This is a genomic window from Colwellia piezophila ATCC BAA-637, assembly GCF_000378625.1.
In the GTDB taxonomy this organism is placed as follows: Bacteria; Pseudomonadota; Gammaproteobacteria; order Enterobacterales; family Alteromonadaceae; genus Colwellia; species Colwellia piezophila.
In genome coordinates this window covers 448,172-472,739 of record NZ_KB905161.1, presented here as the reverse complement: position 1 = coordinate 472,739, position 24,568 = coordinate 448,172, and the positions used below count along the sequence as shown (strand labels likewise).

At 40.3% G+C, this 24,568-nt stretch carries 20 protein-coding genes; 12 read left to right on the top strand and 8 right to left on the bottom strand.

The window, feature by feature from the left end:
- Positions 1 to 146: 146 nt before the first annotated feature.
- Entirely contained in the window at positions 147 to 1,577 is a 1,431-nt protein-coding gene (locus F580_RS0105365; RefSeq protein ID WP_019026668.1) for a mannose-1-phosphate guanylyltransferase/mannose-6-phosphate isomerase, read from the top strand.
- A 673-nt stretch (positions 1,578 to 2,250) separates the two neighbouring features.
- A complete protein-coding gene (locus F580_RS0105360) occupies positions 2,251 to 2,622 on the top strand; it encodes a GxxExxY protein (protein WP_019026667.1) in 372 nt (123 codons plus the stop codon).
- Between the two features lie 392 nt (positions 2,623 to 3,014).
- Here F580_RS0105360 and F580_RS0105355 read toward each other — a convergent pair whose 3' ends face one another.
- A complete protein-coding gene (locus F580_RS0105355) occupies positions 3,015 to 3,491 on the bottom strand; it encodes a mobile mystery protein A (RefSeq protein WP_019026666.1) in 477 nt (158 codons plus the stop codon).
- Positions 3,492 to 4,438: 947 nt separating this feature from the next.
- Between F580_RS0105355 and F580_RS0105350 the strand changes: the two genes are divergently transcribed.
- The 8 genes from F580_RS0105350 (at position 4,439) to F580_RS0105315 (ending at position 14,097) form a co-directional block, all read left to right on the top strand.
- Positions 4,439 to 5,839, top strand: a complete 1,401-nt coding sequence (locus F580_RS0105350; RefSeq protein WP_019026665.1) for an undecaprenyl-phosphate glucose phosphotransferase — start codon at positions 4,439 to 4,441, stop codon at positions 5,837 to 5,839.
- Positions 5,840 to 5,864: 25 nt separating this feature from the next.
- Positions 5,865 to 7,049, top strand: a complete 1,185-nt coding sequence (locus tag F580_RS0105345) for an outer membrane beta-barrel protein (RefSeq protein WP_019026664.1) — start codon at positions 5,865 to 5,867, stop codon at positions 7,047 to 7,049.
- Positions 7,050 to 7,106: 57 nt separating this feature from the next.
- Complete coding sequence (locus tag F580_RS0105340) at positions 7,107 to 7,589, top strand: polysaccharide biosynthesis/export family protein (RefSeq protein ID WP_157443012.1); 483 nt, start codon at positions 7,107 to 7,109, stop codon at positions 7,587 to 7,589.
- Between the two features lie 9 nt (positions 7,590 to 7,598).
- A complete protein-coding gene (locus tag F580_RS24015) occupies positions 7,599 to 9,728 on the top strand; it encodes a GumC family protein (protein ID WP_019026662.1) in 2,130 nt (709 codons plus the stop codon).
- A gap of 151 nt (positions 9,729 to 9,879) precedes the next feature.
- Positions 9,880 to 10,608: a tyrosine-protein phosphatase gene (locus F580_RS0105330; RefSeq protein WP_019026661.1), complete on the top strand. Its 729-nt coding sequence runs from the start codon at positions 9,880 to 9,882 to the stop codon at positions 10,606 to 10,608.
- A 573-nt stretch (positions 10,609 to 11,181) separates the two neighbouring features.
- Positions 11,182 to 11,946, top strand: coding sequence for a VpsP family polysaccharide biosynthesis protein (locus tag F580_RS0105325; RefSeq protein WP_019026660.1), 765 nt, complete (start codon positions 11,182 to 11,184; stop codon positions 11,944 to 11,946).
- Positions 11,947 to 12,465: 519 nt separating this feature from the next.
- Positions 12,466 to 12,804 carry a P-II family nitrogen regulator gene (gene glnK, locus F580_RS0105320; RefSeq protein WP_019026659.1) on the top strand — a complete coding sequence of 113 codons (339 nt, stop codon included), beginning with the start codon at positions 12,466 to 12,468 and terminating at the stop codon, positions 12,802 to 12,804.
- Between the two features lie 12 nt (positions 12,805 to 12,816).
- Entirely contained in the window at positions 12,817 to 14,097 is a 1,281-nt protein-coding gene (locus F580_RS0105315) for an ammonium transporter (RefSeq protein ID WP_019026658.1), read from the top strand.
- Positions 14,098 to 14,822: 725 nt separating this feature from the next.
- On the opposite strand, the gene F580_RS0105305 is transcribed toward F580_RS0105315, so the two are convergent.
- Positions 14,823 to 15,659: a peptidylprolyl isomerase gene (locus tag F580_RS0105305; protein WP_019026656.1), complete on the bottom strand. Its 837-nt coding sequence runs from the start codon at positions 15,657 to 15,659 to the stop codon at positions 14,823 to 14,825.
- Between the two features lie 297 nt (positions 15,660 to 15,956).
- Here F580_RS0105305 and F580_RS0105300 point away from each other — a divergent pair, with 297 nt between their 5' ends.
- On the top strand, positions 15,957 to 16,352 hold the full coding sequence (locus F580_RS0105300) for an OmpH/Skp family outer membrane protein (RefSeq protein ID WP_019026655.1): 396 nt from the start codon (positions 15,957 to 15,959) through the stop codon (positions 16,350 to 16,352).
- A gap of 108 nt (positions 16,353 to 16,460) precedes the next feature.
- Here the strand turns inward: F580_RS0105300 and F580_RS0105295 are convergent, their stop codons facing one another.
- The gene (locus F580_RS0105295) at positions 16,461 to 18,395 is read right to left on the bottom strand and encodes a tetratricopeptide repeat-containing diguanylate cyclase (RefSeq protein ID WP_157442999.1); all 1,935 of its coding nucleotides are present in this window, start codon (positions 18,393 to 18,395) and stop codon (positions 16,461 to 16,463) included.
- A 226-nt stretch (positions 18,396 to 18,621) separates the two neighbouring features.
- Here F580_RS0105295 and F580_RS0105290 point away from each other — a divergent pair, with 226 nt between their 5' ends.
- Positions 18,622 to 18,936 carry a hypothetical protein gene (locus tag F580_RS0105290; RefSeq protein WP_019026653.1) on the top strand — a complete coding sequence of 105 codons (315 nt, stop codon included), beginning with the start codon at positions 18,622 to 18,624 and terminating at the stop codon, positions 18,934 to 18,936.
- 49 nt (positions 18,937 to 18,985) lie between these two features.
- On the opposite strand, the gene F580_RS24010 is transcribed toward F580_RS0105290, so the two are convergent.
- The 5 genes from F580_RS24010 to F580_RS0105260 form a co-directional block, all read right to left on the bottom strand.
- Positions 18,986 to 20,002, bottom strand: coding sequence for an ATP-binding protein (locus tag F580_RS24010; protein WP_083926945.1), 1,017 nt, complete (start codon positions 20,000 to 20,002; stop codon positions 18,986 to 18,988).
- 670 nt (positions 20,003 to 20,672) lie between these two features.
- Positions 20,673 to 21,752 carry a phosphotransferase enzyme family protein gene (locus tag F580_RS0105275; RefSeq protein WP_019026650.1) on the bottom strand — a complete coding sequence of 360 codons (1,080 nt, stop codon included), beginning with the start codon at positions 21,750 to 21,752 and terminating at the stop codon, positions 20,673 to 20,675.
- Positions 21,753 to 21,884: 132 nt separating this feature from the next.
- Positions 21,885 to 22,766, bottom strand: a complete 882-nt coding sequence (locus F580_RS0105270; protein ID WP_019026649.1) for a nucleotidyltransferase family protein — start codon at positions 22,764 to 22,766, stop codon at positions 21,885 to 21,887.
- Positions 22,759 to 23,040, bottom strand: coding sequence for a twin-arginine translocation signal domain-containing protein (locus F580_RS0105265; RefSeq protein WP_019026648.1), 282 nt, complete (start codon positions 23,038 to 23,040; stop codon positions 22,759 to 22,761). Before F580_RS0105265 ends, F580_RS0105270 begins: the two co-directional genes overlap by 8 nt.
- 207 nt (positions 23,041 to 23,247) lie before the next feature.
- Positions 23,248 to 24,567: a hybrid sensor histidine kinase/response regulator gene (locus F580_RS0105260; RefSeq protein WP_019026647.1), complete on the bottom strand. Its 1,320-nt coding sequence runs from the start codon at positions 24,565 to 24,567 to the stop codon at positions 23,248 to 23,250.
- Between the last annotated feature and the right edge of the window lies 1 nt (position 24,568).

Sequence of the window (24,568 nt, the reverse complement as noted above, 5' to 3'; positions counted from 1 at the left end):
TCATGCCAGAATGTGTGCCTATTTGAAGGTTTGTGGTTAAAGGCATTTGTAGTGGCATAATTAATTTGGCCACTTAACTTAATCTCGACATACACTTTGCAAAAATAGAAAATAGCTTTTAAATATTAATATATAAAGGAAATATAATGATTTTACCTGTAATTATGTCTGGTGGCAGTGGAAGCCGTTTATGGCCTTTGTCTCGAGCGTTACACCCTAAGCAGTTTTTAGCGTTATTAAATGATAAAACTATGTTACAAGAGACGATTAATCGCCTTGATAGCAGCAATTGTTTAGAGCCGTTAATTATTTGTAATGAAGAACATCGGTTTATTGTCGCTGAGCAATTGCGTGCAAATGGCACGGGCTCTAGTGATATTATTTTAGAGCCTATGGGTAAAAATACTGCCCCGGCAATAACTTTAGCCGCATTGGCTGCCATGGCTAATGGTGAAGACCCATTATTATTAGTCTTAGCTGCGGATCATGTAATAAAAGATGTAGAAGCGTTTCAAAAAGCAGTTGTTACCGCCACTGCATTTGCGCAGCAAGATAAGTTGGTTACTTTTGGTATTGTGCCAACACAGGCAGAAACCGGTTATGGCTATATTAAACAGGGCACTCAGCAGTCTCAGGTCGAAGCTGTTGGCTTTGTTGTAGACAGTTTTGTAGAGAAGCCAGATTTAGCCACAGCGCAAGCATACCTAGATTCAGGTGAATACCTGTGGAACAGCGGTATGTTTATGTTCAAAGCATCTCGTTACCTTGAAGAGCTCGCTAAATTCTCACCTGAAATGCTGGCAGTGTGTACTGAAGCTTATGAAGGTAAATCTAAAGACTTAGACTTTACCCGCATTAGCGCTGATATCTTTTCTAAATGTCCTGAAGACTCGATTGATTACGCTGTAATGGAACCGCTTTGTAAAGCGGAGGGCGCTGGCGCAATCGTAGTACCGATGGATGCAGGCTGGAGTGATGTCGGTTCATTCTCATCATTATGGGAAGTGAGCGAAAAAGATGAAAATGGTAATGTAAACACTGGTGATGTAATCAGCCATGCTACAACTAATTGTTATATTAGTGCTAACAATAAATTAGTTACCACTGTTGGCGTAGATAACCTCGTTATTGTTGAAACTAAAGATGCCATATTAGTGGCCTGCAAAGACCAAGTTCAAGATGTTAAAGCCATCGTTAACATGTTAAAAGCAGAAGACCGCTACGAATATAAACATCAACGAGAGGTCTACCGTCCGTGGGGCAAGTATGACTCACTTGATTTTGGCGATCGTGACCAAGTAAAACGTATTACAGTAAAACCAGGCGCGAAATTGTCTCTTCAAATGCATCATCACAGGGCAGAACATTGGATTGTAGTATCGGGTACGGCAAGAGTGACTAATGGTGAGAAAGAGTTTTTGCTTACTGAAAACCAATCTACTTATATACCACTTGGTACGATCCATTCGTTAGAGAACCCAGGTGTATTACCTCTTGAACTCATTGAAGTACAAACAGGCTCATATTTAGGTGAAGACGATATTGTTCGTTTTGATGATAAGTATGGTCGTAGTTAACCTCTTTTTCACCACCGAGGGCACAGAGAAACACAGAGGAAAGATTTAAGAAAAATTTATTTCTCAGTGAGGTGCCGTCTTGGTGTTCTCAGTGGTAAAGCAAAGTTCACCACCGAGGGCACAGAGAAACACAGAGGAAAGATTTAAGAAAAATTTATTTCTCAGTGAGGTGCCGTCTTGGTGTTCTCAGTGGTAAAGCAAAGTTAACCACCGAGGACACGGAGACACACAGAGGAAAGATTTAAGAAAAATTTATTTCTCAGTGAGGTGCCGTCTTGGTGTTCTCAGTGGTAAAGCAAAGTTAACCACCGAGGACACGGAGACACACAGAGGAAAGATTTAAGAAAAATTTATTTCTCAGTGAGGTGCCGTCTTGGTGTTCTCAGTGGTAAAGCAAAGTTAACCACCGAGGACACGGAGACACACAGAGGAAAGATTTAAAAAGCTTTATTTCTCAGTCAAGCGCAGTCTTGGTGTTCTCAGTGGTAAAACCAAGTTAACCACCGAGAAATAGGAGGAATACAGAGGAAAGAATAAAGACATTCATTTTCTATTTCTCTGTGAGCGAAGCCTCTGTGTACTCTGTGGTTAATATGATTTTTAGCTGCCACTTTCAAATAAGCTATTCTTTACTTTTTACTTTGTGGTACTAAATGAATAAAGAGGGAAGGTAATGGAAAAGGATTTACTGACTCAAAAAGTTATTGGTTGCGCTATTGAGGTTCATAAAGAATTAGGGCCAGGTTTATTAGAATCGAGTTATGAATCATGCTTGTTGTTTGAATTGAACGAAGCTGGAATTTTGGCTCAAAGCCAGGCTTCATTGCCCATTAATTACAAAGGTATGAATATCGATGCAGGATATCGCTTGGATATTTTAATACCAGGTGAGCTGATTCTAGAGTTGAAAGCTGTGGATAAGCTCCAACCAATACATACCGCACAACTAATAACTTATTTAAAATTAACAGGTATAAAAACAGGGTTATTAATTAACTTTAATGTGAATAAATTGGTTGATGGAGTTAAACGAATTAGTGTTTGATCTTTGTTAAAACAAGGTTAACCACCGAGGACAAGGAGAAGCACAGAGGAAAGCTTTATTTCTCAGTCAAGCGCAGTCTTGGTGTTCTCAGTGGTAAAACCAAGTTAACCACCGAGGGATAGGAGGAATACAGAGGAAAGAATAAAGACATTCACTTTTTATTTCTCTGTGAGCGTAGCCTCTGTGTACTCTGTGGTAAAGCAAGGTTAACCACCGAGGGATAGGAGGAATAAAGAGGAAAGATTTAAAAATATCTAGTTTTTCTAGTTTCTCGGTGAGCGAAGCCTCTGTGTACTCTGTGGTAAAGCAAGGTTAACCGCCGAGTAGTAATATGTTTGAACTTTAACCCCGCAAGTTCATCAGGATCTAATGGGGTTGCACCGTCTACGTTTTCATTTGTGATCAAGTGCTTCTCCCCAGAACCATTCAGGCATTTCTTTTATTAGTTGTTCGGCAACTTGATCAATTTGTAATTCAATCTGCTCCATTGATGTGCCTTGAGATTCTAACTGCATATGCACATTTGCGTTTTTAAGCAGCTTTACAGCATGACGACGAGCTTTATTTTCAATGATTTCTTTTATTTCGCTTCTAGGTACGACAGCATAGTAAAAATCACAGTCCATCGCATTAGCTGCTTCCTTGAGTTTATTAAGTGTTAGCGTACCTTCAACTTCAGCTTTTTCAATACGATAAAGCTCACTTTTTTTGATACCTGCTTTTTTCATTATTACCTTAGCGGGCATTTGTAATGCTTTCCTATTCGTTCTAAGCCAGCCTTCAGGAGGTCTTTTTAATCTTGTAACTTGTTGGGTTGCAGCGTCAATGATTTCTCGGTATTGCTTAACCACTAGAGATTTAATGTTCATACTTGACCCCTTGATTCCATATATATAAAGAATAATACATTAATCTATTCCATAAATATAGGGAGTCATTGTTATATGATTCCGCATATATAAGGAATTAATTTGTTTTTATTCCCTGTATGGCTGGAATTTAATATTGGTGATTGGCTGAAAAATTAAAAACCTTCTGATAAAAAATTAGTAAAATTTAATGATAACGCGAGTAAACAAGTTAGCTTTAATAATAAAGGTAATGATAGTGTTCAGGATAAGAGCTTGTTCGCGGCTAAAGCCGGCTCCTACAGGGGGCTGGGATGTTCCTTTGTAGGAGGGTGTTTACGCCCGAACGGGGTTTGATGCCGGGTGGGATTTTCGGCGGTGTGGGAGGGAAAGACATTGTTCGCGGCTAAAGCCCGCTCCTACAATGTTCGCGGCTGAAGCCGGCTCTTGTTCGCGGTGTTATTTTGTAGGAGGGTGTTTACGCCCGAACGGGGTTTGATGCCGGGTGGGATTTTCGGCGGTGTGGGAGGGAAAGACATTGTTCGCGGCTAAAGCTCGCTCCTACAGGGGGGCGGGATGTTCCTTTGTAGGAGGGTGTTTACGCCCGAACAGAGAATGTTCGCGGCTAAAGCTCGCTCCTACAGGGGGCATACATTGTTCGTGATGTTGTTTTGTAGCAGGATGTTCGGCGGTGTGGGAGGGTAAGATAATGTTCGGGTTTTTCGCGGCTGAAGCTCGCTCCTACAGCCTACTCCTACAAAAGATCAAACAATATTCGGTATAACGCTTGGTTACATGTAATAACGTTAATTTAATGCTTTTTAATCAAATTTCAATGTTAATTCCTCTGGTTAATCTATATAATACGCTGATTTCAAGTATGTCTTTGCTAGGGACATACGCTGATTTCAAATATGTCTTTGCTAGGATAGTGCGGTCATAAATGGTTAACCTTACAAGGAGCGTATATGCATAACTCACAAACTTTTAAGTCTACAAGTACTAGCGGCTCTTTATTTTACCGTTTTTTAGATTCTTTCTTTATCACCATTTCGTTGATTTTTTCCGCAAGTATTTATGGCGTACCGCTAGCCCGCGGCTATTTGTTAGTATTACTCGTTGTTTTGTTTGCTTTTCTCTATTTCGCTGAGGCATTTAATTTATACCGCTCATGGCGATCGGGTAAATTCAGAGACATGGTAATAAGTACCTGGGGTACATTAATTTTATCCTTTGTTACATTGTTAATATTCGCCTTTGTTTTTAAGTTTTCAGAGCAGTTATCTCGAGTGACTGTCACGTTATGGTTTTTTAGTTGCCTTATTAGTTTATTCTTATGGCGTCTAGGTAGCCAAATATACAAAAAGAACCGCCGTCGCATGGGTTTGAGCATGCGAAATGTTGCCATCATAGGTGCCACTGAAGCGGGTGCAAATATTTTCAAACAAATTAAGCTTCATGATGATTTAGGCTATAACTGCATTGGTTTTTTTGAAGACCGTAAACCAGGTCGATTTTTTGATAATGTGGCCATGCACATTGAAGGTACGATAGATCAAGCCATTGAACAGGCCAAGACAGGTAAATTAGATGTGATTTTTTTAGCGCTACCCTTTAAGGCTGAAGATCGCATTGCCGATATTTTATCTCGACTTGGTGATACCACGGTTGATGTACATATAGTGCCAGACTTTTTAATCTCTAACTTAATGCATGCCAGAATAGATCATGTGGGTGATATTGATACTTTAAGTGTTTTTGAGTCTCCTTATGTGGGCTCTAGACTGATAATGAAACGTACTTTAGATATTGTTGCCGGCATTGCTATTTTATTATTAATTGTACCGGTATTGATTGTAGTTTCAATAGCGGTGAAGTTAACCTCTAAAGGTCCGGTGTTATTTAAACAAGATCGATATGGCTTAGGTGGCGAACGGATTGTAGTCTGGAAATTCCGCTCAATGACGGTGCAAGAAAATGACGACACCGTTATTCAAGCCACTAAAAATGATGTACGTATTACCAAACTAGGTGCTTTTCTACGTCGCACCAGTTTAGATGAGTTGCCACAGTTTTTTAATGTATTAAGCGGCAGTATGTCGATTGTTGGCCCAAGGCCACATGCAGTTTCGCACAATGAAGAATATCGTCAAAAGGTAGCGTTTTATATGTTACGTCATAAAGTTAAACCCGGTATTACGGGTTGGGCTCAAGTGAATGGCTATAGAGGGGAAACTGATACCTTAGATAAAATGGAAAAACGGGTTGAATATGACCTGCAATATATAAAAAACTGGTCTTTAAGTTTAGATATAAAAATTATATTTTTAACTGTTTTTAAAGGTTTTACGGGTAAAAACGCTTACTAAAAAGATAAAAGTAAAGGGAATAAAAATGAAGCATACAATATTAGCCATCGCAATTACGGCAGTTATGGCAAATACAGCTTTCGCTGCTGAGTCAGAAGGAATCACTTTAGATAACGGCGTAACCGTAAAACCTACGTTAGCTACTGGTTTGAAATATGATGATAATATTTTTAGCTCAGCCACGGATGAAAAAAGCAGCGCCATTGTTAATGTCGATCCGGCGATTAATTTTTCCTTAAACGATGGTATTAATCAGTACAGTTTGGATATTGGCATTAACTCGGGGACTTATTTGTCGAGCTCTGATGATAACTATATCGATGGTAATGTTGCTTTTACTAGTCATTTAGAACCCTCTTCTAAACACAGATTTGATATTACTTTAATGGCAAATAAAGTAACCGAACCGCGTGGTACTGGTTTGGCTGAAGGATTAGGTGATGATGTTTCAGAGCCGCTTGAATATGTAGACCAAACTGTCGCGTTAACTTATGAGTTCGGTGCCTTAAGTACTGCTGCGCGTATAGCGTTTGATGCTAAGTATTATAATAAGTCTTATAATAACTTTACTACAGTGACTCAGTTTAACGATTTTGACTCAGTGAAACTTGGCTCTACCTTTTTCTATAATACCCATGCCTCAACAGATTTGTTTGTTGAAGTATCTCGTGATGCTATCCGTTATCAACATGTAGCCGTTGATACTACCAGTAAAAGCTCTGATGATTACCGTGCCTTGGTCGGGGTGAAGTGGGAAGCTACCGCGTTAACTTCGGGTACGGCTAAATTGGGTTATCAAGAAAAAGACTTTACTGAATCAGGTCGTGAAAATTTTAGCGGTTTAAGTTGGCAAGCGGGTGTGCAATGGCAGCCATTGACTTATTCAACCATAAGTTTTGATACCGCTCGCGCAGCAAGAGATACTGATAGCGTTGGAGATTACATTGACGCCACCAGCTTTTCACTGGCTTGGATGCATGATTGGAATCAAGATTTATCCTCCAATGTCAGTGCCTCATTTACCAATGAGGACTACAGTGGTGTAATAAGAACTGATGATATTACTACCTTTTCAGCCTCGGTGAATTATGTGTTCACACGCTGGCTTGAAGCTTCTGCTTATGTTGAACTATCGAGTAAAGATTCAACGGTTGAAGATTTAACCTTTGATAAAAGCATGATTGGTTTAAACTTTATCTTTTCAATGTAAGGGCGTTAAGTGACTAAATCTATTTTGTTATTTGTTCTTTTTCTCCTTGTTAATGGCATGGTTGCTGGGCCGGCATTCGCACTTGACGAATATCAACTTGGCCCTGGCGACAAACTAGAAATAAAAGTATATGGCCAAGATGAGCTCACCGTTACTGCCCTATTAGGTAATAGCGGGAAAATTAATTACCCCTTTTTGGGGGAAATTAATATTAAAGGCTTAACGGTTAAACAAATTGAGCAACTCGTACTTAAAGGTCTAAAAGGTGGGTATTTAATAAGCCCGAATGTGGCTGCGCAGGTACTTGAATATCGACCTTTTTATATACATGGTGAGGTTAAAAAGCCAGGTGGTTATGGTTATCACCCGGGCATGACCATTAACCAAGCCATCGCGTTAGCGGGCGGTTTAACTGAGCGCGCTTCTAAAGACAAAATATTTTTATATAAAGAACAAGCTAAAGACAAGAAACTTAACGCAAGTTTAAGCACGCAAGTATCTGCTGGCGATACTATTACAATTGAACAACGATTCTTCTAAGTGGTAATGATGGAACTAGATAGTAAAGCTAAAGTGCAAGAAGAAGTAATCGATTTACGACAATACTTTGCCATTTTAAATAAATACAAATTTAAAATTTTCTTTTTTGCCCTACTTGTTGCGATTTTTGCGGGCATTGTCGCCATGAAAATGACACCGGTATATAAGGCCACAGCAACTTTATTAATAGAAGCTGAGCAAGCACAAGCGGTTAATTTTCAGGAGATTATGGGTTTAGACTCGGGCAGAAAAGAGTATTATTTAACCCAGTTTGAAATACTTAAATCACGAGCTATTGCTAAAAAAGTGATTGAAACGTTAAACTTAATGGACCAAGCTGAATTTAACAAACCACCTTCAGCGCTTGCCAGTTTTAAAGCATCGATAAAGGAAAACCTTCCTTTTTTACCTAAAAAGCAAACCGCTAATGTAAACGAAAGTGATTTAGCCGAACAAAAGATGCAACGCTTTCTGCAAGTATTTGCCAGTAGGCTTTCTATTTCCCCGGTAAGAAAAACGCAATTGGTTAACATTTCATTTGAAGCAGAAGATGCCAAGTTAGCGGCTGCTGTCGCTAATGCGGTAGGTGAAGTTTATATTGAAAGCCACATGACGGCTAAAATGGGTGTCACCCAAAAAGCTGCCGGTTGGCTTAACGAACGTTTGTCTGATTTACGTATACGCTTAGATGAATCGGAAGATAAGTTACAAGCTTATCGTGAGCAGGAAAACCTCATCGATGTAGAGGGGCTGCTAGGTCTAGTGACCAAAGAGCTAGAGCAAACCGCCCAACAATTTGTTGTTGCCCGTAATGATAAAAATAAGCTTGAAAGCATCATGCGTGTTATTAATGAGTATGGCCGAAATGATTTAGAACGTTTAGAAAGCATACCGGCTATTACCTCTCATAGCGTTATACAAGATGTTAAACGCGAAGTTGTCTCTGCAGAACGCCGTGTTAGTGAACTTAGCCAAATCTACGGTTTTAAACATCCTAAGATGATTGCTGCTAAAGCTGAACTTGAAACGGTTAGAAGTAACCTCAGTAAACAAGTTTATTCATTAGTTACTGGTATTGAAAAAGAAGTGAAAACCTCGCAAGCTAATGTAACGGCTTTGCAGCAAGAATTACAACTATTACGTGTTCAATATCAACGTATAACCGGTAAAGAAAATGACTACCGTAAATTGAAGCGTGAAGTACAAACTAACCGTAATTTGTTTGATACCTTTTTGTCGCGCTCTAAAGAAACCGAAATAACCAGTGATTTTAATGCGGTTGTTGCTCGTTTTACTGACCGTGCTTTTACCCCTTTTGCACCGATAAAACCTAAAAAGAGCTTGATAGTGGCCCTGGCGTTTGTGGCTAGTTTTGGCTTGGCGGTGGTGTTAGCTTTTGTGATTGAAGCCTTAAACGATACCTTTAAATCTTCAGTAGATATTGAAAATAAATTGTCACAACGCATGTTAGGTTTATTTCCGTTAGTGACATTGAAGAAAAATGAAACCTTACATCAGCACTACTTCTTTGAAGAGGGCGGGCGTAAATTTGCCGAATCGGTGCGCACGCTGCGCACTAGTTTTGTACTAACCCAGCTGGATAAAGGCTCTAAGGTTATAGAAGTTACTTCGACTTTACCGGGAGAAGGCAAAACAACCACATCAACCAATTTGGCTTTCTCGTTAGCACAAGTTGAAAAAACCATTTTAATTGACGCCGATATGCGCAAGCCTAGTATTTGTAAGCGTTTTAATATACCGCTTTATCACCCGGGCTTGACCAATTTAATTAGCGGCACCGAGCAGCTTGAGGATTGTATTTATTTTGATGATAAATCGGGGCTAACGGTTATGCCTTGTGGCCAACTCCCGTCGAATCCACTTGAATTATTATTGTCGCCCAAATTTGCTGAGGTATTAGCGCAGCTTAAAGAATCTTACGACCGTATTATTATTGATACTCCTCCCGTACATTCAGTAAGTGACGCTTTAGTTATTGCTCAGCAATCTGATGCAGTGATATATGTGGTTAAAAGTGATGATACTCGTATTGGTGCTGCTCAAGCTGGTATAGGGAAGTTAATTGACATAAATGCTAATATAGCGGGTGTGGTATTGAGTCAGGTTGATACTAAATAACTGACTTCTCATGACTATTATCATGGTTATTACACTGATTATACTTATGGCGATGAAAAAGTAAGTTAGCCTTTGCTTTTGAAGCGATTTAATAGTGACTATTCCTTATCAACAGTAGATGGATAGTAGCAGCAGAGGATAGTAACAGTAGATGATAGATATTCATTGCCATATTTTACCGGGTATTGATGATGGCGCTAAAGATATGGTTGAAGCATTGGCTTTAATTAATTTGGCGGTTGAAGATGGGGTAAAGCGTATTGTGGTTACCCCACATTTGCATCTTGGCCGCTTTGATAATCACTTACCGGTAATAGAATCGTCTTTCTCAGCATTACAGCAGGAAGTTGATAAGGCTAATATTTCCGTTGAATTAGCGTATGCCGCTGAAGTAAGGTTAGACTCTGAGATTTTATCTTTACTTGCCAGCCAAAAATTACCTTTATATGGACGTTATAACAATCAACAGTTTATGTTGCTTGAATTTCCTCATAGCCATATACCCGCAGGCAGTGATATTTTAGTTAAGCATCTACTTAAAAAAAATATTACTCCGGTTATTGCTCATCCAGAACGTAATCGAGATTTATTAAAATCACCTACTAAAATTAAAACCTTTGTCGATTTAGGCTGCTGGTTTCAAGTAACGGCCAGTTCAATTACTGGCGGTTTTGGTGAAGAATGCCAAGCACTTGCTTTGCATTATATCGAGCAAGATTTAATTCAAATAATTGCCAGTGATGCCCATAACCTTAAACGTAGACCACCTATGTTAAGTGCAGCCAGAAGTAAAATTACTGAACTATTTGGCGAAGATAAAGCGCAACAATTGTTTTATGACAATCCTTATAATATTACCGCTAGCTTGTTTGAGCGTTAGGTAAAGTCGGCTGTAGGAGGGTGTTTACGCCCGAATTTTTGTTTCATAGCCATTTGATTTTTTGTTGTTAATCTTTTCTCGGTGAGGACGAAGTCCCTCGGTGTTCTCGGTGGTGATACTTGTTTTGTGTCTTAAGATAACCAAGCAGCGATAAGTGATGAAGAGAATTTTATACCACCGAGGTCACAGAGTCGCTGCGCTACACTGAGGAGTGACTAGGGAACCGTAAAATATTCGTCATTCCCGAGTTCACTTGTCGGACGTAGCATGGATGCTACTTATTAGAGAATGCAGGACGCACATTCTCCTGAATCTAGCATTGTTCGCGGCTAAAGCCGGCTCCTACATGCCTGCTCCTACAGGGAGGGGGAACTGTAGGAGGGTGTTTACGCCCGAACAGGGTTTGATGCTGGATGGAATGTTCGGCTGTGTTCGGCTGTGTTCGCAATGTTCGCATTGTTCGCGGCTAAAGCCGGCTCCTACATGCCTGCTCCTACAGGGAGGGGGAATTGTAGGAGGGTGTTTACGCCCGAATGTTTGCTAAGTTAGTTCGATTAAATTTACAGGACTCATATGAGTATTTCATCAGCTTCTTCACATCATACCTCTGGCTCTTTGTTCGGAAAGTTATTCGGAAAGTTATTCGGCAAAAAACTTAACTACATAGCTGTAGCTTTGTTAATATTGCTTACCTTGTATGGCCTGTCATCGAGTTTTAGCCGAGGTGTTGCTAATGCTTGGTACTTTAATGCTGAATTTTCATTAAATGATTGGGCCAAGCAAAAAACCATAAAAGACGAAGCCGAATACCAACAAGCATTATCCGCTATTCACAAAGCACAGACGTTAGATCCTACGCATCCGCATTATGCTCATATGGTGGGGCGGATCATGCATTGGGGCGTTGATATGGGCTTTGAAGATAAAAGAAAATTAGCCGAGATCAATCAATGGTATTTATCAGCAACCCAACTTAGACCTTTATGGCCGGATCCCTGGGTTGATTTACTGCGCTTGAATAACTACTTGCATGGCTACAATGAACAGACCAAATATTATATTACTCAGGCGCTCGCTACGGGGCCATATATTGATTTAGTAACAGTAGGCACCATAGAAGTGTGGTTGTTAAATTGGCCGCTCTTATCCGGTAAAGAAATAGAATTGTTATTTAAGCAATTTGATGTAGCAACAACACAACCTAAAACGCTGCGGCAAGTACTGCAGTTTGCTAAGGATATCAACAGAGAAAAACTGTTATGTAGCCAGCTCAAATTCAACCCTAGTTATGCCAAGCAAAAAGACTCTTATCTATATAGACGTTTTTGTTTAAAATAAGTATTGTTCGCTGTAGGAGGGTGTTTACGCCCGAACAGGGTTTGATGCCGGATGGGATGTTCGGCTGTGTTCGCATTGTTCGCGGCTAAAGCTCGCTCCTACAGGGAGGGTGTTTACGCCCGAATGTGTAGAGCCAGAATGTGTAGAGAAATTCGCGGCTAAGGCTCGCTCCTGTAGGAGGGTGTTTACGCCCGAACAGGGTTTGATGCCGGATGGGACGTTCGCATTGTTCGCATTGTTCGCGGCTAAAGCTCGCTCCTACAGGCCAACTCCTACATTGTTCGTATTGTTCGTATTGTTCGCGGCTAAAGCTCGCGGCTAAAGTCGGCTCCTACAGGCCTGCTCCATTGCACCAGATGCACTCATTGAAATTATTCCGCGCACTGCCTTGGTGCGATTTTACTGTTTTAACGCGCACCTTATTTGTTAAGTTGTTGATATTGCTTGTTAATTATTTGTGGCATGTGAATTGTATTATCAAGTTATAGCCATAATAATAACGATAAATCGAGGTACAGCATGAAACTAGTTAGCGCAATCATTAAACCATTCAAATTAGACGATGTCAGAGAAGCCATTTCTGATATCGGCGTTGAGGGGATCACGGTCAGTGAAGTGAAAGGTTTTGGCCGTCAAAAGGGTCATACCGAATTATATCGCGGCGCAGAATATCAAGTTGATTTTCTACCTAAAGTAAAACTAGAAATCGCAGTAAATGATGATCTAGTTGAACGCTTAGTCGAAACCATTACCAAAGCGGCTTACACCGGTAAAATTGGCGACGGTAAGATTTTCGTTTTTAACCTTGAGCAAGTTGTCCGTATTCGTACGGGTGAACAAGACTCTGAAGCAATTTAAGGGATAGTAATCATGGAACAAAATATTTTTCAATTACAATATGCATTAGATACTTTTTACTTCCTTATGTGTGGTGCCTTGGTGATGTGGATGGCTGCCGGATTTTCTATGTTGGAAGCTGGCTTAGTACGTGCTAAAAACACCACTGAAATCCTAACCAAAAACGTCGCGCTCTATGCTATCGCATGTATCATGTATCTTATTGTTGGTTACGATATCATGTATGGCGGTGGCGTTTTCTTAAATGGTATTGGCCTTGATGGTGCTAGTGATGCAGAAGCATTGGTTAGTACTGTACTTGCTGAATCTGCAGAAGCCGGATTTGATGGCGGTGCTGTTTATTCCAATGCGGCTGATTTCTTCTTCCAAGTAGTATTTGTTGCTACCGCTATGTCGATTGTCTCAGGTGCGGTTGCTGAGCGCATGAAGTTATGGGCATTTCTAGCTTTTACTGTCGTGCTAACCGGTTTTATTTACCCTATGCAAGGTAGCTGGACATGGAACGGTGAAGCAGTCTTTGGTTTCTATACCTTAGGTGATTTAGGTTTCTCTGATTTTGCTGGCTCAGGCATAGTTCATATGGCCGGTGCTTCTGCTGCATTAGCTGGTGTTATATTATTGGGTGCTCGTAAGGGTAAATACGGTAAAGACGGTAAAGTGAATGCTATTCCTGGTGCTAACTTGCCTATGGCAACCTTAGGTACCTTTATTTTATGGATGGGTTGGTTTGGCTTTAATGGCGGTTCAGTATTAAAACTTGCCGATATTAATAGTGCTAACTCAGTGGCTATGGTGTTTTTAAATACTAATGCCGCCGCTGCAGCTGGCGCAATTGCAGCCTTAGTTTTTGCTAAAATCTTATTTAAGAAAGCCGATTTAACTATGACTCTAAATGGAGCATTGGCCGGTTTAGTGGCTATCACTGCTGAGCCTTCAACGCCAACACCATTACAAGCGACACTCTTTGGCGCCATTGCTGGTGTAATCGTGGTACTTTCTATCTTAGCTTTAGATAAAATCAAAATTGATGATCCCGTAGGTGCTATTTCAGTACATGGTGTGGTTGGTTTCTTTGGTTTAATGATTGTACCTATTACCAATTCATCGTCGAGCTTTAGCGGTCAGTTGATTGGCGCTGCAACCATTTTTGTTTGGGTGTTTGGTGCTAGTTTCATTGTTTGGTATGCCCTGAAGAAAATCATCGGTATTCGCGTTACAGCTGAAGAAGAATACGAAGGTGTTGATATCTCGGATTGTGGTATGGAAGCATATCCAGAGTTCACTAGAGGTTAGAATATCAAGGTTAATGGAACTAAGGCTTTAATGCCTTAGTTCCAAAAAACTAAAAACTAAAAAAAGCAGCGTATCGTTTGACGGTATCGCTGCTTTTTTAATACATGGGCTTCTGTACCGTCATTCCCGAATAATGTTCGCGGCTAAAGCCGGCTCCTACGGCTGCCCCTGTAGCAGGGTGTTTACGCCCGAATGTTTGTTGGAGGGTGTTTACGCCCGAATGTTTACCACCAATGTTCGCAGTGATATACGCGAGTGATTTCGTCACCATTGTTCGCGCAAATGTTCGCCAAAAATATTCGCATTGTTCGTATTGTTCGTATTGTTCGCGGCTAAAGCCGGCTCCTACAGGCTGCCCCTGTAGCAGGGTGTTTACGCCCGAATGTTTGTTTTGCATTTTTGCGATGTTCGGAGTTAATGACGTTCGTATTGTGCGTATTGTTCGTATTGTTCGCGGCTAAAGCCGGCTCCTACAGGCTGCTCCTGTAGCAGGGTGTTTACGCCCGAATTTTGTTGTGGATTTTTGCGATGTTCGGAGTTAATGACGTTCGTATTGTGCGCATTGTTCGCATTGTTCGCGGCTAAAGCCGGCTCCTACAGGCCTGCTCCTGTAGTAGGGTATTTACGCTCGTTCGCCAAATGCTTAAGAACAAAAAAAAGCAGTAATATTCTTAATTGATATTACTGCTTTTTTCTTTATTTTAGCTTTCTATTTCGCTCTTTACTTAGAAAAGACGTCTTCGTGTTGCTGCCAATGCTAACATTGCTAAGGCAAACCAAGTTAGTGAGCCACCACTGTCTTTAGGTGTAGGTAGTGGCGCAGGATCTGGCGTTGGAGCTGGAGCGGGCTCTTCATCAATAAGGGTGTTTATTAAAGGCGTTAAATGACCGTCGGTAACTTCAGAGCTATCAACGATAACTATTTGTTTAATCGCGACAAAGTTTTCGATGCCGGCAACATCCATATCGAGACATCCTTGATCTTCATCCATCACCATAGGAATGTCCTGTAATTGGCTCGTACTACATAACTTGAGTAGGCCTATTTTCTCGACAATATCCATGCCTTCAATCACTTGGCCAAAAACAGTAAAACCACCGTTTTGTATGTCTAAATTTTTGGTGTTTAATGGATCATTATTATCTTGTAAGTTAAAAAACCATTGATTAGTAGCACTATTAACATCACCACCTTTTTTCGCCATAGCGATGGTGCCTTTAACATTAGAATAAACCGGCTCATTGATCACTGGTTCATTCGACTCCAGTGCGGTTAGTGGCCACACTCCATCGAATGCATAACCACCCGCTTGTACGACAAACCCTGGAGCTACTCTATGTACAACCGTGTCGGTGTAATGCTCAGCATTAACATAGCTAAGGAAGTTTTTTACTGTTTCAGGGGTGGTGCTATCAAACAAGTTAACTTGGATGTTACCCTGCGACGTTTGAAATTCTACTATGGTGGCATTAGCCGTATTAGTGAGGCCAAAGCTAGCGGTAATTAAGCCGGCAATCGCAAGTAGCTTTTTAGTCGGTATTTTTGTGGTCTTTTTTAACATTATGAGCCTAAGTTTCGATGATATGTGGTAAAACGTGCCTTATAGTAAAGACAGTGATCTACGTTAACAAGTAGGTAGAACAATTTCGTAACAATATCATTGCTTGATTGAAGGCTTAGTGCCTTTGGTTTTATTGCCATTGATATTATGGTTTTGTTAAGGTTTTATTGAGATAGGCTAGTTAAGTCACTAAGAGATTTAGCTATTAGTACTGCATAGGTCTGCTTGCTTTACCATGGCTAATGATTACAATAACGCAGGGTTTAATTACAACTTCTTCGGTATTTAGGAATTTATATGAAAAAACTATTTTTAGTCAGCGTATTGATGCTGGCATTGTCGCTTTCTAGTTTCGCACATGCAGCGGTTAAGTTGGGTATCGCGGCAGATATGGATTTAAGTATTGTGGCACAAATCGATAACTACAATATCGTTGTGGGAGATAGTGGTTTTGCCGTCGATTATTTAGTTAAAACGGGTACCTTTAATAATACCACGCCATTATCTTGGTATTTTTCTGGCGGCGGTTGGGCTGGTTGGAACCATGGTTATGGAGTACGTGTACCGGTCGGTGTTTCTTGGGAGTTTGCCAAGGCATGGGATTTGTATGGCCAAGTGCAGCCAGTAGCAAATTTTGATGATGATTTTAAATTAAGTGTTGATGGCGCTATTGGTGTACGTTTTGCCTTTTAATGCCAGCAAAAGCTAAGGTAATTAGTTAAAATAAAATAAAAAAGAGCCTTTGGGCTCTTTTTTACCACTAAAGCCTTATTGCTGAGAGTACACCAAAGCTCTAAGGTATTACTGAGCTAACTTGATACAGTTTCTGCCGCTATCTTTAGCTTGGTATAAGGCAATATCGGCCTGGTGAAATAGTTGATTAAAGTTGTCGTGTTGTTTGGCCAGTTGGGCAATACCAAAACTCGCTGATATATTAACCACCTTACCTTTAAGCATAATGTCTTTGTCTTTGATGGCATGTCGTATGCGCTCAGCCACTTCATATGCTTGCTGTACTGAAGTGCCAGGCAATACCACTAAAAACTCCTCGCCACCAATTCGCCCTAAAATATCATGGTTTCTAACATGTATATTGGCAATAGTTGCGATGGTTTTAAGCGCAATATCTCCGCCGGTATGGCCAAAGGTGTCATTGACTGCTTTAAAGTGATCAATATCAAAAATAATAATGGTGAAGTCTTGTTTGCTGATTTTTGCTTGGACAATTAACTTCTCTGCCGAGGCAAAAGTATAACGACGATTGGCTAACTCAGTTAAGGTATCGGTATTGGCTAGCTTATGTAGTGTTTTACTGTTTTTTACTTGACGTAAAATAAAAAAAGTTAATATTAGGGCAAAAAGTGATATGCCAGCGATGACTAATGAGTGCAATCTCTGCTGCTGTAGGGCGCTTTCGAGCGCGGCTTTATCAAGTTGCTTGTCACGTTCAAGTAGTTGGTTTTGAAGCAGTGCTTGGTCGATATCAAACATTACTTTGTATTTAGAGCGTATCTTCTCTCGTTCAATATTTTGGTAGCTACTCACTAGTTTGCGTGCTTCTTTCTGTAATTGAAAGGCACTTTGATAATCTTGATTAAATATTGCTAGCTCGGCTTTTAAGTCAAGCACTTTAATTCGCCATGACAGTACGCTATTTTTCTCTAGGGTTAATAATAATTCATCCGCATACTTTAAGCTCTGAACTGCGGAGCTGATATCTTGTTCGGCAATGGAAATTGAGGCACTAAGCACTAAATCATCAATCTGGGCGAAGGGGCTATCCGAGTGTTGGTGAACTTGTTGGTATAAGTTAAAATAATGACGCGCTTTATCATGCTGTTTTTTCCAATGAAAAGCTTTCGCTAAGCCGATATAAGCCACTTCAATTAGGCTATCTTTGCCCACTTGTTGTGATAATGCCATCACCTGTTGATACTCTGTTATGGCGCTATCATAGTCCTTAACGGCCATGAAAATTCTCGCTAGTGTGCTGTGACCAAAAAGCTCATCAAAAATATATTCATTGTTTTTGAAGTAGCTAATAGCTTCTTTAGCGAGTTTAATAGCGTTTTTATCATCAAAAATATTGGAATATGAAATAGACATTTGTATTTTTAAGTACGCCATTTCTAATTTATCGCCAATGGCCTCAAGGTGTAAATAGGCTTGGTGATAATACTTTAAGGCTTCACTATCGTTGTTAATGCGAGCAAATGATCCTGCTATGCTGCCGTATGTCTCGGCCAATAGCTTTTTACTTTCTATGGCTTTAGCTATGGCCTCAGCCTGTAAGTATAACTTCATCGCCTCTTTGGGCTTGGCGAGGCCGTCTAAAATACCGCCATGGGTGATGAGTACTGATATGCCGTCAAAAGTGTTTAAGTCGGGACTTAGTGTGTAAAAAAGCTCTATGTTTTTTAAGCTTTTCTCGTTATGACCTAAATAATATTGATATTCCGCTAGGCGAGCGATAAGAGCCGCTTTGCCAGGGGTAGACAGCTGGTCATTGTGATTAGCAAGCAGGTCTTGAGTAAACTCAAGCGCGAGTACCGGGTTTTTATCATTAAGTTTATCCGCTTTATCGAGGGACTCTTGTAACCACTGAGGATGTAGCGTTTCTGCATAACCGGGCATGCTCATAAAACAGAGTGTAATGAGCACTAATAACGGCAGAAAAAACAGCCGATACTGACAGGAGGGTTGAACACTATTAAGTTGAATTAAATGCTTCGACACTGTTTTCCCTACTATTTAAATGAAGCGTTAATTATTTTTTGGCGTACTCATGGTGATAATTAACTTTCTTATTTTTTATTATAGATTATGGTAAGTATTTCATTATTATTTGTTGATAGTTGTTTTCTTTACAAGTGAGTAAATACTAAATAATGACTTAAATGGTAATCCCACCTAGATGAATCATACTTATCATCTATGACTTTTCTCGGTTGGAGATATTGTAATGATGATTGCACGATGGTGTATTGATGCAAAATTTGGTCACAAACCTGAAGTGGTTGACTCCTTAACTAAATGGTTCGATGAAATAGGCTCGCAAATAGGGTGGACCAAAGAGAACTCTCGTATTTTGGTAGGCTCTGTTGGTGCATTAGAGTCGAGTGTTATCTCAGAAATAACCATTGCTAACCTAACCGAGCTCAGTGAGGCTTGGCAAAAACTGGGCGAGATAGACGCGCATCTTGAGTGGAGTAAAAAATTAGAGCCCTTTGTTGTTTCCGGCACGCCTAAGTGGGAAATATACCGCATAATTGATTAGGTAACTGTTTAACGCTAAGCACTGTTTAGCTGAAATGGCAGCGGCAGTTTTATGGTTTTAGCGTCGGTAATGATAATGAAAAGCTGCTGCCATAACCCAACTCACTTTTGACCATTAGCTCGGAATTGAGCACCTGAGATAATTTCTGGCTAATCGCTAACCCTAAACCGGTATGTTGGATATTGTCCTCTATGGCGTTACTGGCCCTATATCTGGCATCAAAGATGTAGGCGATATCTTCTTTACTGATACCACTACCATTGTCGGTAACACTGACTTTTATCTGTGATGTCAGTTGTTCGACAGTCATCACTATTTCACCCCCCATCGCGGTATGTCTGAGGGCATTTTCTAATAAATTGGTCATGATTCGCTCTAACTTAGCAATATCAGAGTACACCATAAATTGACAGGGTTGAGGCCTTAAAAGTAGGCTGATTTTCTTATCGGCGGCTGTTAAGGTAAATTTTGCCAAAATGTCGTGTAATAGTTCACCGATGGCAAAGGTTTCTAAATTAACCGTCACTTGGCCATTTTCTAGATGCGCCAGTTCAAATATTTGATCAATCAGGCGCTTTAACTGCGTTACGTTGCGCTGAACTGTCGCTAAATACTCTTGTTGCTCAGTGTTGGATAAGTCAGCCCCTTTAATTGCTAAGGTTTCAATATAGCCTTGCATGGTCGCTAATGGCGTTCGTAAGTCGTGAGACAGGTGAGTATTGGCGCTATCATTGCTTAAACTAAAACTTGCTGACATTGCCGGTGCTAATAAACCGGCGGCTGGGTTTTCATTAATATTGGCGTCGCTATTGGATAACATACTGACTAAGCTTGAAATATCACCGCCCTCGGCCATGGCTTGTAGTTCAATACTGGCCATTTCACCGGCCATAAAGAGGTGATTGTCACTCATATGGGCAGCGGTAACGACAGGGGTGAAATGCAAACCTTGCGTTAAATTAGTGACGGTAATGGATAATTCTTGTGCCATGGTCGTTGAACTCGCTAGCGCTAGTGCCAGTAGGCTTATTGTCGACTTGATGGCTGATTTTTTGATTACTTTCATGATACTTTCCTTGGTCGTTAGAGTTACTTTTGTTAGCACTAAGCTTGTTAGCACTAAGTTTGTTAGCACTAAGTTTGTTAGCACTAAGCTTGTTAGCACTAATATTGTTAAAGCTAATGTTGTTAAAGTAATAGAGAGTATGTCGGTGAATTATCGGTGTGAGATCACGGTTTTATCATTTTTTGTGAGTCATTTCATTGCATAAGTATCACAGAAGTATCACAGCAGAATAAGGGGGGAAATTGCGGCAATGCATATCATTTGGGAAGTGAGTGTTGTGGAGGTGGCTTTATAGCGGAAATGACAGCGAAGCGGCTCTGTGACCTCGGTGGTATAAATTCTATTCATCACTTATCGCTGCTTGATTATCTTAAGACACAAAACAAGTATCACCACCGAGAACACCGAGGGACTTCGTCCTCACCGAGAAAAGATTAACAACAACAAAATCACATGGCTATGTAACAAACGTTCGGGCGTAAACACCCTCCCTGTAGGAGCCGGCTTTAGCCGCGAACAATGCGAATACAGCCGAACATCCCATCCGGCATCAAACCCTGTTCGGGCGTAAACACCCTCCTACAGCGAACATTGCTGAGTCATGTGCATAGGCAGGTTAAAGAATTGATCAATAAGTCATGGCACAGGTAGATGTTTATGGGTAAAAGATTTACTGCGCTAGTTTTACTAACTCAGGCTCGGCTTCGCATACTAAACTATATAACTGCACTTGGCTGATAGCGCGATCTAAATTGTGATTCTCACGGCTTACTTGAAAATAGTTATCGCCGTTTAAATGATCGGTTAAAAAACGTGTACCGATAATAAAGGGTAATAATTTAGCGCCTACAATTAAGCTCTCTTTTTCAAGTGCGGTCATTTTATCACCAAAAGTATTCTGATAGTTTTGAATAAGCGCGGTAAATATATCAAGGTTGAGCACCATCTTCTCGGTACTGGTATCGTCTTCTGCCAGATTACTGCAACAGGTTCTAACCATGTCGCCAAAGTCATGCATTAATAACCCCGGCATACAGGTATCAAGATCGATGACCGCACAGGGCTTATCACCAGCAGTAAATAGTAGGTTGTTTATCTTAGTATCGTTATGAGTTACATGCAGTGGTAATTTTTTACTGATGTCGACCACATGGTTTATAAAGTCCTGTTGATTAAAGCAAAAATTGACTAAAGCTTGGCAGTCCGCTAAACGATCCTGATGATTATTGTCAACAGCTTCTTTAAGCTGACTCATGCGAAAGCTGATGTCATGGAAGTCTTCGATGATGACAGCGATGTCATTTACAGGGAAGTCGCTCAACGCACAACTGAATTGTGCGAAGGCTGTCGCAACGAGGGCTGCTTGCTCAGTAGATTCAACTTCTTCTAAGGTATAAGAGCCGCTAATAAACTCCATTAAACGCCAGTAATTAGCACCAATTTTAATACAAGTTTCGCCTGCTTTGGTTAATACTTGCCCAGGTACTCTTAACGGATAGTTACCGCGATTCTTCTGTGCGAGTAGGTGCAAATTAATTTTTTGTGCATTACAGCTTAATTCAACGGTTTTAGGGAAAATATCGTGATTAATTTGCTGTAAGACAAATTCAAAGTCAGGGGTTGCCAATTTATAAGTATTATTAATATGACCATTACCTAACGTGGTAACTTCAACTTGTGAAAAGTCAAAATCATAGTTGTTAAGTACTGAGTCTATATCCGTATGTAGTGATGCTATTTTGTTTTCCATTGCTTTTAATACTTATCTTGTAGTGATGATATTGTTAGCGCTGTCATTAGACGAGTAAGTTTTACTGGTCTGCTTAGGCTAACACGTTAATCTGCAAACCATTAACGTATGACAAATTAGCGCCAAATAGTACTATTTTTTAGCAAATAGTGCAGTAACTTTCTCATCAACTTGCTCACAGTCTTGAGGATAGGTCAAGCCAAACCAGCTGTCGTTGGTGCTCAAAACTTTCACTCTTTTATTTTTCTGTTCAATTTGTTGCATCACTACCGCAGGTAAATAACACTCTTGATTAACCGCCATTTTATTATTTTTTATTGAGTTGAGTAGCTCAGTCAGCGCTTGCTCTAGCGCCAAGAAAATATCGGCGTTAAAAAGCCAACAGTTCATTGAGATTAAACTAACAGGGCTTAAGGTAATGTTTGCCTTGTTAGTGCTCAAAACGCCGTTGATAGCTTGAGCAGTAGCCTTGATTTGTTCGCATTCTTCGATGGCGGTTAAATAACCGTGCTGATCGAATTTGCATAAACCTCGGTTAACGCCGCCAAAATCTGACAAGGTGTTTGCTAATTGATAAGCTACCATTGCATAGTCTTTAGGTGTGGCACTTGCTTGCTTTAATAATAAAGCAAAAGCTTGTTTACCATAGAAGTCATCGGCATTAATCACCGCAAAACTGTCGGTGATTAATTGTCGACAACACCAAAGTGCGTGCGCCGTACCTAAAGGTTTATGGCGTTGCTTAGGGATAACGCAACCTTGTGGCAAATCATCAAAACTTTGCCAAGCAAAATCAAATTCAACACCTGCCGGTAACCGGCCTATGACTTGCTGCCGAAGTAGTGACTCAAGCTCTGGGCGAATAACAAATATCACTCGCTTAAAGCCCGCATTAGCCGCGTTAATTAGGTTGTATTCCATTAACGTCAGTTGCAGCGGACCAAACTCAGCTAGCTGTTTATTGCCGCCAAAACGAGAGCCTAATCCGGCGGCTAAAATAACAAGACTAGTCATTTAACTCACCACTGCAAGTGGTTTTGCTTTCCACACCATCAATATGACAGTAATGCTTAACGTGACCAGAGCCTCGTTCACCAACACCAATAAAGCCAATTCGAACAACGTCCATTTTAGCAACAACTAAGCCCATAACCGACTTGCCTTGGGCAATAGGTGAGCCTGATGTTGTTGGTGTTGAAGAAGCGCAACCTGCGGTTACGCTAGTAGCAACACCTGCAGCCGTTATAGCAGCAACAGATTTAAGAAATTGGCGACGATCTTGACTCATAAATTTATCTCTGACTTAATTGGTATTAATGTATGCAATTACTGTAGACAGTAATTGTTAATATGTTGATTGTATATGAATTATTTACTGGTTGAACAGTAGATTACTAAAAGTTACAAATAGTTGGCAGTCAACTGGCTAGAACTATTGACAGTTAAAGTACATGGTAAGCAGGATTTTGGTTGGGCATTAACAGGAAAATAGCGATCAATTATGGAGTTTTTTTTCTAGTTTATTCTCTAGTTTATTATTGATGATGGGGAATTCCATAATAAACTGTGTGCCTTTTTCTAGCTCGCTTACACAGGTAATTTTCCCCGCTAAATTTTGGCTAACTAAATTATACACAATATACATGCCCAAACCACTGCCACCTGAACCACGTTTTGTGGTGACAAATGGTTCGAAAATCATCTGACTCATCTCCTTCGCCATGCCATTACCATCATCGCTGTATGTTAGGCGAATATTGTTGTTATGTTGTTGCACGTTAACCTTTATAAGCCCTTGCTGATCATTTTCATAGGCATGATAAATTGAATTCATTACTAGGTTGGTAATAATTTGTGAGATATCTCCAGGAATAGTATTCAGTTCAATCGATTGCTCACCAGATATCTCTATAGTATGGTGGGCTTTATTAATTGCCGGCGATAAGCTATTAACGACTTTTTTTATGTAACTGATCAAGTTAATTTTACGTTTTCTTTCACTGGTTTGATCAACGGCCACTAGCTTGAAATTGGCAATTTGTTCTGCAGCTCGGTTTAAATTAGTTAATATAATCTCAACTGATTTTGGTGCACACTCAATAAAATTAGCCAGATCTTTCCGGCGAATTTCTCCTTGTTCAAAAACTTCTTTTAACTCCTGTAGTTTTTCTTGTAAAAAAGAAGCGCCTGTTATGCTAATGCCAATTGGTGTATTAAGTTCGTGGGCAACCCCCGCGACTAAACGTCCCAATGAAGCCATCTTTTCCGATTCGACCAACTGATTTTGAGTAGCCATTAAATTTTCAATAGAATTTTGTAACTCTTGGGTACGCTCTTTCACTAGCTCTTCCAAGTGCTCCTTATGTACTCTCAGTTCGGCTTCGGCTTGCGCGCGTACTTTACAGGCATGGTCTAATCGCTGTTTTTCTTTATGTAACTCCAAAAAAACAGCGACCTTGCTGCGGACAATATCTTCATTGATCGGTTTTACTAAGTAATCTACCGCACCGCTGGCATAACCTTTAAATTCAAAAACCTCGTCACGGGCAAATGCGGTGATAAATATAACCGGAATATGGCTGGTTTTCGGGTGTTCAAGAATTAAAGAGGCGGTTTCAAAGCCATCCATACAAGGCATTTGTACATCCATTAGGATCAGGGCAAAGTCATGTTTATGGGCTACAGCAAGTGCTTGTTGTCCAGAAAGAGCTTTAACAATATCAACATTTAGCGAGGCCAAGGTGCGCTCATAAACGCGCAAATTATTAGGCTCATCATCAACTATAAGAATTTTTGGCAGTTTACCCGAGTCCATG